The following is a 17,456-nucleotide window of genomic DNA, read 5'->3' as shown; positions in this document are numbered from 1 at the left end:
GACGTTGGAACGATCACACGTCCTGTTCCGGGTGAATCTCCTGTCTCGCGCGACGGGTCATCGCGCGACGGGTCATCGCGCGGCGGGTTACTGCGTCGCCGTCTGCGCGCCCAGGATGTCGATGACGAACACGAGCGTCTCGCCCGTCAGGTCGGTCGTGTTGATCTCGCCCTCGCCGTAGCCGTCGGCGGGAGGGATCACGACGAGCACCTGCGAGCCGACCGTCTGGCCGACGAGCGCCTTCGAGAAGCCGGCGACGAAGCCGGAGGTCTGACCCGAATACGGCGTGCCGCCGTCCCAGGTGTCGCCGCCGTCGAACAGTTCACCGGTCGACCAGCGCGCGCCGCGGAACTGGATCAGCACGTAGTCGCCGTCGGCGACGGTGTAGCCGTCGCCCTTCTTGAGCGTCGCGACCTCGGTCTCTGCGGGCGGGGTCGCCGAGGTGTCGATGCTGATCGTCGGCGTGCCGTCGTCGGCGAGGGTGACCGTCGGCATCCCGGCGACCGGCTCCTGCGGTTCTCCCCACGCGGCGGTCGGGACGATCGACAGAACGTCGATGACGTACACCGCGGTCGGCGTCGTCTCGTCGCTGGTGGCCAACGCGGCGGTCAGGCGGGAGCCGACCGTCGCGCAGCCGAAGAGGGTGCCGCCGCTGTCGGCCGAGATCTGCTGGGGAAGCATCGTGCCCTGCTCGTAGCCGGCCTGCTCGAGGAGCTCGCCGGTCGTGCCGTCGTAGATCGAGTAGGCGAATCCGACGAAGTCGCCCGCGGTGAGCTCAGGGCCGGTGCCCTCGACCGTGACGGTGCGCTCGAGGGTCAGCCCGTCGGCGGCGATCGGCGTGTCGAAGCTCACCGTCGGCGCGGTGCCGACGTCGCCGGTGACGGTCACGGCCTCGGAAACCGGACCGCTGGCGGCGGCCGCGTCGCAGAGGTCGACGGCGGCGGTCTCGGTCGGGTCCGCGCTCGCCGTCGCGCCTCCCCCTCCCAGGCCGGAGCAGCCGGCGAGCAGGAGGGCCGACACGGCGGCGACGGACAGGGCGGCGAACGGGCGCAGGCGCACGGAAGACCTCACAGGTGAAGGGAAGGGATCGCTCCATCCTCGCCTATTTTCTTCTGCGCCGCCTGGGAGCGCACGCCCAGCGCGGATGCCGCAGCGAAAACGTGCAGCGCGGTCATGCCGACGAAGGCATGAATCCGGGAGTACCCTCGATGGGTGACCGATGCCACGCCCGTACCCGAAAACGGCGGCGAGGACAGCGGCGTCGTGCCCGGCATCGGCGTGACGTATGTGCTCGGCCGCTGGGTGCTCGCCCCGCTCGCCCGCCTCGTCTACCGGCCACGCATCGAGGGGCGCAAGAACTTCCCCCGTAAAGGCGCGGTGATCCTCGCCAGCAACCACCTGTCGTTCATCGACTCGTTCGTCATCCCGATGGCCGCGCCCCGCCCGGTGCGCTTCCTCGCGAAGTCGAGCTACTTCGACGGCAAGGGCATCAAGGGCTGGTTCTCGCGCGAGTTCTTCTCCGCCGTGGGCGCCTTCCCCGTGCAGCGCGGCGCAGGGCAAGCGGCGCTGGACGCCCTCGATCAGCAGCGACGGATGCTGGAGGCGGGCTGGTCGACCGCGCTGTACCCCGAGGGCACCCGTTCTCTCGACGGACGGCTGTACAAGGGGCGCACCGGCGTCGCCTTCCTCGCGCTGCAGACCGGCGCGCCGGTGATCCCGGTGGGGCTGGTCGCGACGAACGAGATCATGCCGGTGGGGGCGAAGTTCCCGCGGATGCGGCCGCGCGTCACGGTGCGCTTCGGCGAGCCGATCGACCTGTCGCACCACGGCCCGGCCGAGTCGGGCAGAGCCCGGCGCCTGGCGACGGACGAGATCATGGCCGCCATCCACGCCCTCTCCGGACAGGAGCTCGCGAACGCCTACAACGAGTCCCCCGCCGCGAACCCGGTCGAGCGGCTCAAGCAGGTCCTTCCGCACGAGCGCCGCTGAGTCCACGCCGGCCGCCCGCTGCGCCCCATCCGGTGCGAACGCTGGCCTTCGTGTGCGAAAAGCAGGCCGAAACGGCGTCTACAACAGTCTCGACGACGTTTCGGCCCCATCCACCCTGCTTTTCGGACGGCTTGTCGTCTCAGCATCCGTCGGTCCGGCCGATGCAACACCTCCTCCCCAGACCGCCGATTTCCGAAACTGTCCACAGATATGGGTATCTGGCCACCGGAGGTCCGCCGACGAGGCGATGCTGAAGGCATGGTCGATCTGGACGGTGGCAACAAGGGTGATGGCCCGCGCCTACTGCGCACCAGCGACCTTGCGGCGGCCGGCTGGCGCGCCCGCGATCTGCGTGCAGCGGTGGCACAAGGCCGGCTGACGCGTGTGCGGCAGGGTGCCTTCTGCGCGCCCGATGCCGACGCCGAGTGTGTTGCGGCCGGTGCGACACGAGCACGGCTCGCGTGTGTCTCCGAGCTGCAACGCCGTGGCGTTTTTGTGCTCTCTCACGCCGACAGGCACGTGCATGTCGATCCCGAGGCCGCCAGGCTGCGCACGTCGCCGATGAACGGCAGAGTTCATCGCGAACGGCTCGTTCGCGAGCCGCACCCGCGATCGTTGAGCGTCGAACCCATCGATGCCGTCCGGCAGGCCGTGCTGTGCCAACCCCCACGGGCAACGATAGCCACGATCGATTCCGCCCTGCATCTGGGCGTGCTGCCGGCGGATGACCTCGAAGAGTTGTTCGGCGCACTGCCGCGCCGGTTCCGGCGGCTGCGACGCCTGCTCGACGGGCGCGCCGAGTCGGGGCCGGAGACACTGATGCGCCTCATCCTGCGTTCGCTCGGCTGTGGCTTCGAGGTCCAGGTCGTGATCGTCGGCGTCGGCAGGGTCGACTTCGTCGTCGACGGCTGGCTCATCATCGAGTGCGACAGCGAAGCCCACCACTCCTCATGGCCGGAACAGAAGCGCGACCGACGACGCGATCAGCACGCGGCCGTCCTCGGCTATGCCACGTACCGGCCGATCGCCGAGGACATCATGTGGCACGCCGGCGAAGTACGCGCCGCAATCGCCGGTCTTCTCGCCAGTCGCCACCGCTGACTGCGTCGCCCCTTCACCGCACGGTGCGGTCAGACCGGCCTGTTGCCGTCAGCGTCTGTGTGTGAAAAGCAGGTTGAAACGCACTGGCGGCCGCCTGGCGGCGCCGCATGGCCCACTTCGCCCTGCTTTTGCGACACGAACGGGAGCCCGCGGCTCGGGACGTGCCGCAACCCCGTCTCCACATGTCATTCAGCAACACGGACCGTCGCCTCGTGGCGCACCGGGAAGTTGACCGAGTTCGCGATGAAGCACCACTCGTGCGCCTGGTGGTGGGCGGCGAGCGCCGCGGGGATCATCGCGTCGTCCGCCACGACGACCCGCGGATGCAGGATCACCTCAGTGAACGCTCCCCCGCCCCGGCCGTCCTCGACCATCGTTCCGGTCGCCTCGTCGTCGTACGAGACGACGACGACGCCCGCCTGCACGCACGCGTGGAGGTATGACAGCAGGTGGCATTCCGACAGCGCCGCCAGCAGGAGGTCTTCGGGGTTCCACTTCGACCCGTCTCCGCGGAACGGCCGGTCGCTGGAGACGTCGACAGAGGGCTTGCCGTCGATCGAGATCGTGACCGACCGGTCGTAGTCGCGGTACCCGCTGGTGCCGGTGCCGCGGTTACCGGTCCAGCGGCTGCTCAGCGCATAACGGTGCTCCCCGATCATGCGGCCAGTCTAGGCGGGCCTCACGGGACGACGGCGGCGCGCAACTCAGGCGACTCCGCCTACTCAACGCGGGAGATGAGCTCGGCGTGAAGGACCGAATACCAGCCGTCCTCGTGCTCGGCCCATTCCTTCCACGCATCGCTGATCTCCCGCAGATCGTCGGGGGTTGCCAGGCCAGACCTCGTGAGCTGCTGCGCGATCGCTGAATTGAGGATCCGATCGGCCCACATCCCGCCCCACCACGCGCGCTCTGCGGGAGTGGCGTAGCACCACGTGCTCGACGTAGCGGTCGCCGCGCCGAGACCGGCGGCATGGGCCCAGGACAGCAGACGGCGCCCGGCGTCCGGCTCACCGCCGTTGGCCCTGGCAGCGGTCCGGTAGAGGCGTAGCCAGGTGTCCAGCGCGGGAATCTCCGGCCACCAGCAGAACCCGGCGTAGTCGCTGTCGCGGACCGCGACGACACCGCCAGGTTTGGTGACTCGAGCCATCTCGCGCAGTGCCTGGACCGGGTCGGCGACGTGCTGCAGGACCTGGTGTGCGTGGGTGACGTCGAAGACCGCGTCAGCGAAGGGAAGAGAGTGGATGTCGGCGACGCGGAAGTCGACGTTGCCTGCGCCTCGCTCGGCCAGAGTCGCGCGGGTGATCGAGAGCTCGTCCGGACCCATCTCGGTTGCCGTGACGTCGCGGACGATCTCTGCCAGATCGGCAGTGATCGTTCCGGCGCCGGCGCCGACATCCAGGAGATGGTCGGTGGGCTTCAACAGCGGGAGGAGGTACGCGGCCGAGTTCTCCGCCGTGCGGGAACGATGGGAGCGCAGCACGGACTCGTCGTAACCGTGGGTGTACACCGTCATGGGGTCTCCTCGGGATGTCGCAGACAGATCTTCACTCAACGAGACTTCCCGGATTCGGTGGGGGCGAGAAGACCGGGTTGTTCATAGGAGTCCGACACCCACCCTCGCGTGAGCGAGAATCTCCCCATGCCCAACGAGCTCGGCGAATTCCTTCGCGCCCGCCGCACCGACGCAGGTTTGGCGCCACCCCATCACGACGACGCCAACCGCCGCCGTAGCACCGGGCTCCGGCGAGAGGAGGTCGCCGCGGCATCCGGGATCAGCGTCGACTACTACACGCGTCTCGAGCAGGGACGGGAGGCGCACCCCAGCGACTCCGTGCTGAATGCGCTCGCACGCGTGCTCTGCCTCCCACCCGATGCCTGCGAGCATCTCTATCGCCTCCGCGGCCCCCACCCGTTGACGGCTCGAGGCCAGCGGGATGACGCGGGACTGCTGCGAGAACGCATGACGGCGATCGTCACGGCGGTCCGGCCCAACCCGGCGTATGTCCTCGACCGGCTGAGCAACATGGTGGCGGCGAATGCTGAAGGGCTCGATCTGTACAGCGGATTCGCCGACAGAGAGCCGCAGGACCGAAACACACTTCGGTACCTCATGACCGACTCCCGTGCGCAACAGATCTTCGTCGAATGGGAGGAGATCGCGCGTGGCGCCGTCGCTCACCTCCGAGCGGCGAATGCGGACGATCTTCAGGACCCCGAACTGCACACGTTCGTCACGGAGCTCCAGGCCCGGAGTCCACTGTTCGCGGAATGGTGGAGCGGGCACCTCGTCGAGCGAAGAAGAACATCGATCACACACATCCGCACAGGCAAAGGCATCGTCGCCCGGCGACACGAGGTCTTCTATCTCCCCGAAGACGGCCTCCGGATGACGCTCTGGATCACCGGCACTTCGTCGGAATCTCTCTGATCGAGACTCAGCAACTCCCCGGCGGCGGCCGGTCGCGGCGATAGGCTGGGCACGTGGCACAGACCATCTCTGTGACGGGGGCAGTGGAGCTGGCCGTCGTCGTGCGCAGCGGCTTCGTCGAATCGCGCCATGCCGGCGCCGCGGTCGTGCTCGACCCCGAGGGCGCCGTGGCGCTGCGCCTCGGCGACATCGAGACCCCGATCCTCCCGCGCTCCAGCCTGAAACCCCTGCAGGCGCTGGGCTGCCTCACCGCGGGCGCGCCCCTCGACGGCGAGCGCCTGGCGCTGGCGACGGCAAGCCACGCCGGCACCGACCGGCACGTCGCGGTCGTCCGCGACATCCTGGATGCCGCCGGCCTCGACGAGTCGGCGCTGCAGTGCCCGGCATCATGGCCCGGCGACGCCGCCACCCGCGACGAGCTGGTGCGCGAGCTGGGGCAGCCCTCCCGCATCCGGATGAACTGCTCGGGCAAGCACGCCGCCATGCTGCTGGCCTGCACCACCAACGGCTGGGACATCGCCACCTACCTCGACCCGCAGCATCCGCTGCAGGTGCACATCCGCGAGGTGATCGAGCGCCTCACCGGCGCAAAGGTCGCCGCGACCGCGGTCGACGGATGCGGGGCGCCGGTGCACGCCATGAGCCTCGCCGCCCTCGCACGCGCCGCGCACCGCATCGGCACGTCGTCGGAACGCTCCCCGTTCGCGCTGCACCGGCTCGCCGGCACGCTCGTGCGCGCCGTGCGCGAGAACCCGTGGGCCATCGACGGGCCGGGGCGGCCCGACACGATCGCGATCGAGCGCCTCGGGGTGTTCGCGAAGGGCGGTGCCGAGGGCGTCATGATCATGTCGGCGCCGAACGGGGCGGCCGTCGCCCTGAAGGTGCTCGACGGCAGCGGCCGCGCGACCACCGCGATCGCCCTCGCGCTGCTGGAACGCGTCGGCGCCCTCGACTCCGCGGACGTCGCCCAGGCGATGACAGAGCTTCCGCTGACCGTGACCGGCGGCGGCAAGGATGTCGGCCTCATCCGGCCGACCGGATAGCCCGCCTCCACAAGAGGCGCAGAAAGGATCCGCATGCGCATCAGCGTCCCCACCGAGATCAAGAACAACGAGTATCGCGTCGCGCTCACCCCGGCGGGCGTCCACGACCTCGCCGCGGCGGGCCACGAGGTCTTCGTGCAGCGCGGCGCGGGCGCCGGTTCGTCGATGAGCGATGCCGAATACGCGGATGCCGGCGCCACGCTGCTCGACGACGCCGCCGAGGTGTGGGCGCGCGCGGAGCTGCTGCTCAAGGTCAAGGAGCCCATCGCCGCGGAGTACGGCTATTTCCGCGACGACCTCGTGCTGTTCACGTACCTGCACCTGGCGGCCGACCGTCCGCTGACCGATCGGCTGTTGGCCGACCGGGTCACCGCGATCGCCTACGAGACCGTGCAGCTGCCCGGGGGCGGCCTGCCGCTGCTCGCGCCGATGAGCGAGGTCGCGGGGCGGCTTGCGCCGACCGTGGGCGCCGCGACGCTGATGCGCTCGGCCGGTGGCCTCGGGCTGCTGATGTCGGGCGTGCCCGGCACGCGGCCGGCGACCGTCACGGTGATCGGCGGCGGCGTCGCGGGCGCGAACGCCGCCTACATCGCGGCGGGGCTCGGTGCCGACGTCACGATCTTCGACACCAGCATCCAGCGCCTGCGCTTCCTCGACGATCACTTCCAGGGGCGCGTGAAGACGGCGGCATCCAATCCCCTCGATCTCGACCGCGCCGTCGTCGCCTCTGACCTCGTGATCGGGTCGGTGCTCATCCCCGGCGCGAAGGCTCCCAAGCTCGTCACGAACGACATGGTCGCGCGGATGCGACCGGGTTCGGTGCTCGTCGACATCGCCGTAGACCAGGGCGGATGCTTCGAGGACACCCACCCCACCACCCACGCCGACCCCACCTTCGAGGTGCACGGCAGCGTCTTCTACTGCGTCGCCAACATGCCCGGCGCCGTTCCGAACACCTCGACCTCGGCCCTCACCAACGCGACGATGCCGTACGTGCGGCGGATCGCCTCGGCCGGCTGGCGCGCGGCGCTGCAGTCCGACCCGGCACTGGCCGGCGGCCTGAACACGGCGGGCGGCCACGTCGTCAACCCCGGCGTCGCCGCCGCGCACGACCTGCCCGCGCCACCCTTGGCGGAGGCGCTGGCGGCGAGCTAGAATCGGCATGAGGGCGCACACCCCGGGGTCTATGTACCTGGGCGAAGCGCCCTCGTCCCTTGGTGGAGCTCTACCTCGACAAGCTGGCCCTGCCGCCATATGAGTAGGCGAGAGATGGATGCAAGCGGGTGCGTGAGGTTGTAGTCCGCGACTTGCCGCAGCACGCTATCCGTGATCGGGTGCTGCCTCGAATAGACGAGGAAGATGTCCTTCGTCACGCCCCACTTCTGGGCGATGCCCACGGATCGGGCGATCTCGGCCTTGATCCTGGATGCCTTCGGCGATGCGAACGACTTCGCCTCGACGGGTGACGCGTTTACGAGCACACCGGGGAAAGCGAGGGTGGCATCGTTCGATGCGAGCCTCTCCCATCTCCCATGCGGCATGAGCACCTTCGCAGGTCTTGCGATCAGCGTGATCTTGCCGCCAGCATCGAAGACTTCCTCCCAAAGCCGAATCTCGTGCGGCTCCAGAAGATGGTCGATGTCGCCGGCGCATAGCCCCTTCTGTCTCGCCCACCAGTATGCGTCCGAGGCCTCCTTGTCCGACGGATCGGGCGGGTCGCCGAACCCTCCGCGCCTCGACGGCTTCGGTGGAACTGTTCCCCCGCCAGCAGCTGCTCCGCCCGTCGCGGTCATGGGCCGGAGCACGTGGGAGCTGGCGGGGGCGACATGGCGATCTGCCGCTCACGCTGCGGGCAGCAGCGCGCGCTCGACCTCGCCCGCGGCGGTGATGCGCCATCCTCGCCCGGCTCCCGGCCGTGCGTACGGCGGCAGGTCGCGGCGGCCGGTGACCTGCCGGTACTCGGGTGCGCACTCGGCGGCGACGACGAACTCGGCCGCGCCGCGGGCTGCGGCGAGCAGCCGCCACGCGGCGAGCCAGGCCTCCGGAGTGCCGTGCACGACGGTCGCCGGTGGCAGCGCCGCGGACGGGGCGAGGGATGCCGTCGCCTCCTCGACGCCGATCACGTGCGCTCCGGCGGCCCGGCACGCCGCCGGCACCCGCCCGGCGGCCGGACCGGGCGGGAGGACCAGCGCCACGGTCGTCCGGCCGGGCAGCCACGGGCGCGGCGCGGCCGGCGCGGGTGCGGCGACGGCCGGCACGTGCGCGAACTGCACCGGTCGGCGCCCCCAGCGACCGCGACCCGGCGGCGTGTCGGCCACGTGGTCGGCGGCTTCCCCGCCGGCGGCGACGTGGTCGGCCCGCGAGGCGACGGCGAGAATGGCGCGGTGACCCAGCAGATCGAGCGTGCGAGCGAGCGGCCCCGCCGCCCGCGCCGCGGAGACGACCACCAGCGTGCCCCGGCCCCGCGCTTCGCGCGCGGCGCGCTCCAGCCGCGCGAGCCACTCCGCGGCGTAGTCGCCCGGAAGACGCGCCGCGATGGCGTCGGCGTCGTCGACGAGCACGGCCGTGCCGGCGGGGGCGTCCTCGAGCGCCGCGACGGCGTCCCAGGCGCCCTCGGCATCGCCGGGCACCCACACGTGCGGCCGCTGCGCCGCGACGGCGCGCAGCAGCGTCGTGCGGCCGCTGCCCGCGCCGCCGATCACGGCGAAGCCCGCGGCGCCGGCCGGCAGCTCGAGTGCGACCTGACGCTGCTGCTCGGGCTCGTCGACGAGCCCGAGCAGCACTCCCCCTGCGGCCGGGGCACCGAGGGCGCCGAGGGCGCTCAGCGGCACGACGGGCGGCAGCGGGGGCAGCCACGGCGCGCGAGCGCGCCGCGGCCCGGCGCCGTCTGTCTCGACGGCGCCGGTCTCTGCGGCGCGGGTGTCCGCGGCGCAGGCCTCGGCGGCGCGGGCGACCGCCGCGATGGCCGTGGGCGCGCACAGCGCCACCCGCATCCGGCGTGCCCCGCCGTCGGCGGCGCGCCGCACCAGCGCCGTCCCGCGTGCGGCGGCATGGCCGGGCAACTGTGCGGCGTCGTCCGAACCGAGCACGGCACGGGAGTCGGCGGCATCGGTCACCCGAAACGCGATGCGCAACGGCGCGTTGGCGAGCACGGCGTCGCGGAACGACCCCGCCGCCCGCTGCGACGCGAGGATCAGGTGCATGCCCAGCGCCCGCCCGCGCGCCGCGATGTCGGCGAACAGCTCGTGCAGGCCGGGATGGGCGGTCACCAGAGCGGCGTACTCGTCGACCACGACGACCAGGCGCGGCAGCACTCCGGGCGCCTCGGCGAGTTCGCGTGCGCCGTGCGCGGCGAGCACCCGTTCGCGGTGGCGGACCTCGGCGCGCAGGCTCTCGACGGCGCGCAGCGCCTGCGCGTCGTCGAGATCGGTGAGCACGCCGACGACGTGCGGCAGCACCAGGAGCGGGTCGAACGTGCGCCCGCCCTTGAAATCGACCAGCAGCAACGAGACCTCGTCGACCGAGCGGCCGCGGCACATGCCGACGGCCCAGGTGGTCAGCAGCTCGCTCTTGCCCGAACCGGTCACCCCGATCACGACGGCGTGCGGGCCGTCGGCGACGAGGTCGAGCACGACCGTCTCGCCCCCGCTGACCCCGACGGATGCCGCGAGCACCCCGGCGCCCGGCAGCGCGAGGTCGTCGGCCGCGACGGTGTCGTCGGGGCGCTGCCCGAGAGCCGCGGCGCGCGCGGAGAGCACTGCTGCCGCCGCGTGCGCCTGCTGTGTCGACACGGCCTCGGTGCGCACCTCGCGCGAGGTGCCCGCGTGGTCGAGCCGCGCCGTGCCGGCAGCGGTGACCGTCAGCACCGCCGCGCAGCGCGGCGGCGGCGCCGTGCCGGTGACCTGCACGATCGGGATGTCGGCCTCGGCCGGGAGCGGATGGGTCGCGCTGCCGACGAACAGCACGTCGCCCTGGGTGGAATCCTGGTGCGGTAAGGGCGGCAAGGCGGGCACACCCGGCCCGCCGGCTCCGAGCGTGACGCGGACCTCCCCGGGCGGATGCGCGAGGCACACCTGCAGGGCCAGCGCCCGCACGACGGGCGCCGTCAGCGCGGGCGGACCGCAGACCGCGATGCCGGCGTGCAGCGGCACCGTGACCGGCACGTCGTCGAGCCGGCGGGCGCGGCGGCGCAGGTCGCGCGACGGCTCGTCGTGCGGCTCGCCCTCCAGCCGCACCGTGCTCGTGCCGACGCCGCGCCCCACGACGACGACCTCCTCCCGCCCGGGCACCCGCCGCCAGATCTCCGCCGGGTCGGCGTCGTAGCCGGCGACGTCGGGCGTGGTCGCCCACGCGCGACGTCGCTGGGCCGCGTGGTGCCGTTCCACCCCTGCCGCCACACCCTCCAGCTGCGTCGCGGCCTCGCGCCGCGCGCGACGGGCTGCGCGGCGCACGCCGCGCAGCCCGTCGATGAAGCCGGCCGCCGCCAGCAGCGGGCCGAGCGCGGCGAACCACAGGGCGTAGACCGACCCCGTCAGCTGCCACAGGACGACCGCTCCGGCGACCGGGACGATCGCCGCGAGCATCGGCACGGGCGGCCGCGGGGTCGCGGCGGGCGCCGCCGGCATCCGCAGCGGCTCGTCGAACTCCCCGGAATCCCACTCGGCCGGGTCGAGTTCGGCCGGGTCGAGGTCGGCTGCAGGACGATTGCGCATGCGGGCCAGTCAAGCGCGTCCGGCATCCCGTCGGGCGCGATTGCCGGAATCTGTGGATGAATCCGCGTCAGTCCGCGTCTGGGGAGGAGGTTTCGGTCCCGGCAGAGGCAAACGCCCCCGTGCGCGTGGCGTTGAGCACGATGATCGTGATGTTGTCGCGGCCGCCGTTCTCCAGCGCGGCTTCCAGCATGTCGTCGGCCGCCTCGGTGGGGTCGTCGTGCTGCAGCAGGAAGTGCAGGATGCCGTAGTCGGTCAGCTCCTTCGTGAGCCCGTCGCTGCAGATCACGAAGCGGTCGCCGTCCTGCACCTCGAGGCGCACGTAATCGGGCGTGACGCCGTCGGAGGGTCCGACGGCGCGCGTGATGACGTTGCCGTAGGGGTGGCTTTCGGCCTCTTCCGGGGTCAGCCGACCCGCGGCGATCAGCTCCTGCACGACGGAGTGGTCGGTCGTCACCTGGGCGAGCCCGCCCTCGCGGAACAGGTAGACGCGCGAGTCGCCGATATTGAGCGTCACCCACGTCGGCTCGGGCATCGACAGGTCGAGGTAGACGCCGGTCACCGTCGTCCCGGTGCCGTCGTCGGTGGCGCCGGGGTTCGACGCGATGTCCGAGACGGCACGCGCGAGCGCCTTCTCGATCGTCTTCGGGGTGACCTCGCCCTTGTCGGCGATCGCGCGCAGCCGCTCGATGGTGCGGGAGCTGGCGATCTCGCCGCCGATGTGACCGCCCATGCCGTCGGCGACGACGAACAGCGGATACAGCGACAGCATGGCGTCTTGATTGACCTCGCGCCGGCGGCCCCGATGCGTCACCTCCGACCAACGGAGCTCGAGCGAACCGTCGGCGAGAGGGACGGTGCGCGACTGGGTGGCGGCTTCGGGCACGCTCACACTCTAGTCGCCTCATCCCCCAGGGCCGATTCATCGCCCATCGGTGCCTCGAATTGCGCGTCGTACAGCCGCCGGTAGGCGCCGCGCGCCGCGAGCAGCTGCTCGTGCGAGCCCTGCTCGACGATTGCGCCGTTGTCCATGACGAGGATGAGGTCGGCATCGCGGATCGTCGACAACCGGTGCGCGATGACGAACGACGTGCGGTCGGTGCGCAGTCTGGACATCGCGCGCTGGATGAGCAGTTCGGTGCGCGTGTCGACCGAGCTGGTCGCCTCGTCGAGGATGAGGATGCGCGGATCGGCGAGGAAGGCGCGCGCGATCGTGACGAGCTGTCGCTCGCCCACCGACAGGTTCGTCGCCTCGTCGTCGAGCATCGTGTCGTAGCCGTCGGGCAGCGCGTGCACGAAGCGGTCGACGTACGCGGCCTTCGCCGCCGCCACGATCTCCTCCTCGGTCGCGCCGGTGCGCCCGTAGGCGATGTTCTCCCGGATCGTGCCGGCGAACAGCCACGTATCCTGCAGCACCATGCCGGTGCGCGAGCGCAGGTCGTCGCGCGCCATCCGCAGGGTGTCGACGCCGTCGAGGGAAATGGTCCCGGCATCCACGTCGTAGAAGCGCATGATGAGGTTCACGAGCGTCGTCTTACCGGCGCCGGTCGGGCCCACGATCGCGACGGTGCTGCCCGGTTGTGCCCGCAGCGACAGCGCGTCGATGAGCGGCTTGTCGGCGACGTAGCGGAACGAGACCTCCTCGAACGACAGTTCCGCCGCGTCGCCCTTCGCCGTGAGCGCCGGGTCGGCGTCGGGAGTCTGCTCGGGCTCGTCGAGCAGCTCGAACACGCGCTCCGCGCTCGCGACCCCCGACTGCAACAGGTTCGCCATCGAGCCGAGCTGGCTCAGCGGCTGGGTGAACTGGCGCGAGTACTGGATGAAGGCCTGCACGTCGCCGATCGACAGGAGCCCGGCCGCCACCTGCAGTCCGCCGGCGACGGCGATCGCGACGTAGACGAGGTTGCCGATGAAGCCCATCGCCGGCATGATCACGCCGGAGAGGAACTGGGCGCCGAAGCTCGCCCGGTACACCTCGTCGTTCTCGGTGGCGAAGTCGGCCTCGACGCGACGCTGGTGACCGAACACCTTGACGACCGCGTGGCCCGAGAACGTCTCCTCCACGCGGGCGTTGAGGATGCCGGTGGCCTTCCACTGCGCGACGAACAGCTTCTGCGAGCGCCGCGCGACGAGCATCGTCACGACGACCGTCAGCGGGATCGTCACGAGCGCGATGGCCGCCAGCAGCGGCGAGATGACGAACATCATCACGAGCACGCCGACCACGGTCAGCAGCGACATGATCACCTGCGACAGCGTCTGCTGCATCGTCTGGCCGATGTTGTCGACGTCGTTGGTGACGCGGCTGAGCAGCTCACCGCGCTGCACGCCGTCGAAGTACGACAGCGGCAGCCGGTGGACCTTGTCCTCCACCCGCACGCGCAGCCGGTGCATCGCGCGTTGCACGATGCCGTTGAGCAGCAACGCCTGCAGCCAGTTGAACACCGACGCGAAGACGTACACCGACAGCACCGCGATCATGATCCAGCCGAGGTGCGTGAAGTCGATGCCGGCGCCGGGCGTGACGTCCATCGCCGCGATCATGTCGGCCTGCTGCTGGTTGCCGCTCGCGACGAGCTGATCGATCACCTGCTGCTTCGTGCCCCCTTCGGGCACCTGCAGCGAGATGAACCCCGCGAAGACGACGTTGGTGCCCTCGCCGAGGATCTTGGGGCCGAGCACCGACAGGCCGACCGACAGGATGCCGAGGACGATCACGATGACGAGCTTCGCCGCGTCGGGGCGGAGCGTCCCGAGCAGGCGCTTCGCGCTCGGGCCGAAGTTCTGCGCCTTCTGGGCAGGCCCGCCCATGCCGCGCATGGGCCCGGGACCGCCACGACCGGGGCCGCTCATGACGCCTCCTTCGCCGCGAGCTGCGAATCGACGATCTCGCGGTACGTCTCGCAGGTCTGGATGAGCTCGGCGTGCGTGCCGCGCCCCACCATCCGGCCGTGATCGAGCACGACGATCTGGTCGGCGTTCTGGATGGTCGACACCCGCTGCGCGACGACGATGCGGGTCGCCTCGGGCAGGTGGGTGTCCAGCGCGTGGCGCAGGGCGGCATCCGTCTGCAGATCCAGCGCCGAGAACGAGTCGTCGAAGATGTAGATCTCGGGGTTCTTGGCGAGCGCCCGGGCGATCGCGAGGCGCTGGCGCTGGCCCCCGGACACGTTCGCGCCGCCCTGCGCGATGGGCGCGTCGAGCCCGCCCGGCAGCGCCTGCACGAAGTCCTTCGCCTGCGCGAGTTCCAGTGCGCGCCACAGGTCGTCATCGGTCGCGTTCTCGTCGCCGTAGCGCAGGTTCGAGGCGACGGTGCCGGCGAACAGGAACGCGCGCTGCGGGACGAGCCCGACCCGGTCCCACAGGTCGTCGGGGTCCATCGTGCGCACATCCACGCCGTCGACGGTGACGGTGCCGCCGGTGACGTCGAACAGGCGCGCGACGAGGCCGACGAGCGTCGACTTGCCGGCGCCGGTCGAGCCGATGATCGCCGTCGTCGTGCCGGGCTCGGCGCGAAAGCCGATGTCGCGCAGCACGGGCTCTTGCGCACCGGGGTAGGTGAACTCGACGTTGTGGAACACGACGCGGCCACCCGCCCGCTCGGCGGTCTGGGCCGCCGCCGGCGCCTGCACCGACGGCTCGGTGTCGAGCACGGCGCCGATGCGGTCGGCGCACACTGCGGCGCGCGGGATCATGACGAACATGAACGTCGCCATCATGACGCCCATGAGGATCTGCATCATGTAGCTGAGGAACGCGAACAGGGTGCCGATCTGCACGTCGCCGTTTTGCACCTGGAACGCACCGAACCAGATGATGGCGACCGACGAGACGTTCATCACGAGCATGACGGCCGGGAACATCAGCGCCATGAGGTTGCCCGCCCGCAGCGCCGTCTCCCTGACGTCTGCGCTGGCACCGGTGAAACGCGTGCGCTCCTGCTCCTCGCGCACGAACGCGCGGACGACCCGGATGCCGGTGAGCTGTTCGCGCAGAATCTGGTTGACCCGGTCGATGCGCGCCTGCATCTTGCGGAACGCCGGCACCATCCGCACGACGACCAGCGAGACGATGAGAAGCAGCACCGGCACCGACACCGCCACGAGCCACGACAGCTGCGGATCCTGCTGAACCGCCATGATGACGCCGCCGATGGCGAGCATGGGCGCCGACACCATGACCGTCGCCGACATCTGCACGAGCATCTGCACCTGCTGCACGTCGTTCGTGTTGCGCGTGATCAGCGACGGCGCGCCGAACTGCCCCAGCTCGCGCTGCGAGAAGGCGACCACACGGTGGAAGAGGTCGCTGCGGAGGGTCCGCCCGAGGCCCATCGCCAGGCGCGAGCCGAAGTACACCGCCACCAGCGCGCACACGACCTGTGCCAGGCTCACGCCGAGCATGACGGCCCCGGTGCGCCAGATGACGGCGATGTCGCCCGTCACGACGCCGTCGTCGATGATGTCGGCGTTGAGCCGCGGCAGCAGCAGCGAGGCGATCGACTGCCCGAGCTGGAAGACCACGACCACCAGCAGCAGCGGCCAGGCGGGCGTGAGGTACCGCACGAGGATTCTGCCGAGCACGAGTGCCCCTTCCGCGACCTTGAGGCGCCCTGAAAGAAGGGCGCGGATCGACGCTACGCCTGCCGCAGCGGTGCGCTCAACCGGCATCCTGCGCTGTCAGCGAACGCCGCCGGGGTCTGGGCCGCGCGAGCGCCCGGCACCGTTGCACGTGCGATCCCGGCGGCGGTATTTTGTCGCTGTGCGCGCAGACACCGTCCACACAGACATCGTGCGCACAGAGCGCGCACGCGCCCGCAGCACCCAGACGAAAGGCACCCGCGATGAGCGACCCGAATGCACCGCAACCCGAGGACGCGGCCGCACCTCAGCCCCCGGCAGCGCCGGTGCCTCCCGCACCTCCCGCCGCCGCGCCGCCGACCGCCGTCCCGCCGCAGTACGCCACCCCGCCGCAGTACGCGCAGCAGCCGCCGCAGTACGCCGCGGCCGCCCCGCAGCCGCTGACGGCCGAGTCCGATCGGCAGCTGGCGATGTGGGCGCACATCGGCGGCATCGTCGGGTTCATCCCGTCGCTGGTGATCTGGCTGATGTTCAAAGATCGCGGTCCGCGCGTCGACACGGAGGGGAAGGAAGCCCTCAACTGGCAGATCACCTTCACGATCATCTACACCGCGCTGTGGATCGTGACGTCGATCATCGGCGGCTTCCTCTGGGTGCTGTCGCTGGTCGTCGGCCTGGTTCCCCTCGCCTGGTGGATCCTCAACGTCGTCTGGTCGATCATGGGCGGCATGAAGGTCAACGCCGGCGGCAGCTACCGCTACCCGCTCAACTTCCGCTTCATCACGTAGTCACACCACGAGATCGAGCTCGCCGGCCGCGCCGGAGGCGCTGGGCCGGAGCGTCCAGCCGTGCCCGCCCGCCCAGCGCTGCAGCGCCGCGCCCGTCGCCACGCGCGGACGTGACAGCGCCAGGGCGCGCACGAACGCGCCCTTGGCGTGCTTGTTGAAGTGGTTGAGGGCGCGCACGGCGCCGCCGGAGTCGTGCGTCACGACCCGCAGATACGCCGACCGGATGCCGGCCGGCACCGGCCCGAGCGCCGCATACGCCTCGGAGCGCAGATCGAGCACGAACCCCGGGCCGGCCGCCGCCAGCGCCGCCGTCACGGCATCGGCCCACAGCCGCCGCAGCGGCGGCAGGCCCGGCAGCGACGTCCCGGCGGCGAGCCGGTACGCCGGGACGGCATCGAGCGCCGAGACCGGGCCGAACGGCGCGCTGTGGATCAGCGCGTGCGCGCCGAGCCAGCGCCGGGCGGGCGCGGGGAGCGTGCCGGCATCCAGCGCGTCGAACAGGACGCCGGTGTAGCGGTCGACCGCGGGCAGGGTGGCCGCCGTGCGCAGCGCCGCGTTGTGCGCGATGTCGTCGCGCTGGCGGGCCGACAGCTTCAGCACGCGGGCCGCCTCGTCCTCGTCGGCGGACAGCGCGACGAGGGCGTCGATCACGGCCTCGCGCTGTGGCCGCAGATGCGGCAGCGCGAGGCCGTCGAGCGCGAGGGGCGCGCCGGCGCCGCCGACGCGTTTCGTCTCCGACGGCGGCAGCAGGATCAGCATGGCGCTCCAGACAGTGAGAAACCACTTCGCGCGTGAGAAACCACCGTAGAAGTGGTTTC

16 protein-coding genes are annotated in these 17,456 nt (G+C 71.2%); 6 read left to right on the top strand and 10 right to left on the bottom strand.

The genetic code is table 11. The features are described 5' to 3' along the window. Positions 1-87 precede the first annotated feature (87 nt). Complete coding sequence (locus QM720_RS09360; RefSeq protein WP_415125874.1) at positions 88-1,071, bottom strand: FKBP-type peptidyl-prolyl cis-trans isomerase; 984 nt, start codon at positions 1,069-1,071, stop codon at positions 88-90. Next, positions 1,068-1,226, bottom strand: a complete 159-nt coding sequence (locus tag QM720_RS09355) for a hypothetical protein (protein ID WP_415125872.1) — start codon at positions 1,224-1,226, stop codon at positions 1,068-1,070. Before QM720_RS09355 ends, QM720_RS09360 begins: the two co-directional genes overlap by 4 nt. On the opposite strand from QM720_RS09355, the gene QM720_RS09350 reads away from it, so the two are divergent. After that, positions 1,213-1,989: a lysophospholipid acyltransferase family protein gene (locus tag QM720_RS09350; RefSeq protein ID WP_415125868.1), complete on the top strand. Its 777-nt coding sequence runs from the start codon at positions 1,213-1,215 to the stop codon at positions 1,987-1,989. The genes QM720_RS09355 and QM720_RS09350 overlap by 14 nt on opposite strands. Before the next feature lie 258 nt (positions 1,990-2,247). Beyond that, positions 2,248-3,090, top strand: a complete 843-nt coding sequence (locus tag QM720_RS09345; protein ID WP_415125866.1) for a type IV toxin-antitoxin system AbiEi family antitoxin domain-containing protein — start codon at positions 2,248-2,250, stop codon at positions 3,088-3,090. Positions 3,091-3,275: 185 nt separating this feature from the next. On the opposite strand, the gene QM720_RS09340 is transcribed toward QM720_RS09345, so the two are convergent. Together QM720_RS09340 and QM720_RS09335 are read right to left on the bottom strand one after the other, a co-directional pair. Continuing rightward, on the bottom strand, positions 3,276-3,749 hold the full coding sequence (locus tag QM720_RS09340; protein WP_415125864.1) for an OsmC family protein: 474 nt from the start codon (positions 3,747-3,749) through the stop codon (positions 3,276-3,278). 59 nt (positions 3,750-3,808) lie between these two features. Beyond that, positions 3,809-4,603, bottom strand: coding sequence for a class I SAM-dependent methyltransferase (locus QM720_RS09335; RefSeq protein WP_415125862.1), 795 nt, complete (start codon positions 4,601-4,603; stop codon positions 3,809-3,811). 126 nt (positions 4,604-4,729) lie between these two features. Between QM720_RS09335 and QM720_RS09330 the strand changes: the two genes are divergently transcribed. From QM720_RS09330 to ald, 3 genes are read left to right on the top strand one after another with little or no spacing between them, the layout of a single operon-like run. Continuing rightward, the gene (locus tag QM720_RS09330; RefSeq protein ID WP_415125860.1) at positions 4,730-5,518 is read left to right on the top strand and encodes a helix-turn-helix transcriptional regulator; all 789 of its coding nucleotides are present in this window, start codon (positions 4,730-4,732) and stop codon (positions 5,516-5,518) included. Positions 5,519-5,571: 53 nt separating this feature from the next. Further along, positions 5,572-6,561: an asparaginase gene (locus QM720_RS09325; protein ID WP_415125858.1), complete on the top strand. Its 990-nt coding sequence runs from the start codon at positions 5,572-5,574 to the stop codon at positions 6,559-6,561. Positions 6,562-6,594: 33 nt separating this feature from the next. Next, complete coding sequence (gene ald, locus QM720_RS09320) at positions 6,595-7,716, top strand: alanine dehydrogenase (protein ID WP_415125856.1); 1,122 nt, start codon at positions 6,595-6,597, stop codon at positions 7,714-7,716. Between the two features lie 29 nt (positions 7,717-7,745). Here ald and QM720_RS09315 read toward each other — a convergent pair whose 3' ends face one another. From QM720_RS09315 to QM720_RS09295, 5 genes are all read right to left on the bottom strand, one after another. Next, on the bottom strand, positions 7,746-8,354 hold the full coding sequence (locus tag QM720_RS09315; protein WP_415125854.1) for a hypothetical protein: 609 nt from the start codon (positions 8,352-8,354) through the stop codon (positions 7,746-7,748). Positions 8,355-8,402: 48 nt separating this feature from the next. Next, positions 8,403-11,273: an FtsK/SpoIIIE domain-containing protein gene (locus QM720_RS09310; protein WP_415125852.1), complete on the bottom strand. Its 2,871-nt coding sequence runs from the start codon at positions 11,271-11,273 to the stop codon at positions 8,403-8,405. Positions 11,274-11,340: 67 nt separating this feature from the next. After that, a complete protein-coding gene (locus QM720_RS09305; RefSeq protein WP_415125850.1) occupies positions 11,341-12,156 on the bottom strand; it encodes a PP2C family protein-serine/threonine phosphatase in 816 nt (271 codons plus the stop codon). A gap of 2 nt (positions 12,157-12,158) precedes the next feature. After that, positions 12,159-14,123 (bottom strand): ABC transporter ATP-binding protein, encoded by a 1,965-nt coding sequence (locus tag QM720_RS09300; protein WP_415125848.1) that lies wholly within the window; start codon positions 14,121-14,123, stop codon positions 12,159-12,161. After that, a complete protein-coding gene (locus QM720_RS09295) occupies positions 14,120-15,853 on the bottom strand; it encodes an ABC transporter ATP-binding protein (RefSeq protein WP_415125846.1) in 1,734 nt (577 codons plus the stop codon). The genes QM720_RS09300 and QM720_RS09295 overlap by 4 nt, the downstream gene beginning before the upstream one ends. A gap of 260 nt (positions 15,854-16,113) precedes the next feature. On the opposite strand from QM720_RS09295, the gene QM720_RS09290 reads away from it, so the two are divergent. Further along, positions 16,114-16,638: a DUF4870 domain-containing protein gene (locus QM720_RS09290; protein ID WP_415125844.1), complete on the top strand. Its 525-nt coding sequence runs from the start codon at positions 16,114-16,116 to the stop codon at positions 16,636-16,638. On the opposite strand, the gene QM720_RS09285 is transcribed toward QM720_RS09290, so the two are convergent. Beyond that, the gene (locus tag QM720_RS09285; protein ID WP_415125842.1) at positions 16,639-17,397 is read right to left on the bottom strand and encodes a YaaA family protein; all 759 of its coding nucleotides are present in this window, start codon (positions 17,395-17,397) and stop codon (positions 16,639-16,641) included. It lies immediately after the preceding gene. Positions 17,398-17,456: the final 59 nt, after the last annotated feature.

Origin of the sequence: Microbacterium sp. (assembly GCF_047602155.1) — a bacterium.
In the GTDB taxonomy this organism is placed as follows: Bacteria; Actinomycetota; Actinomycetes; order Actinomycetales; family Microbacteriaceae; genus Microbacterium.
This window is presented reverse-complemented; position numbering and strand designations above follow the sequence as displayed.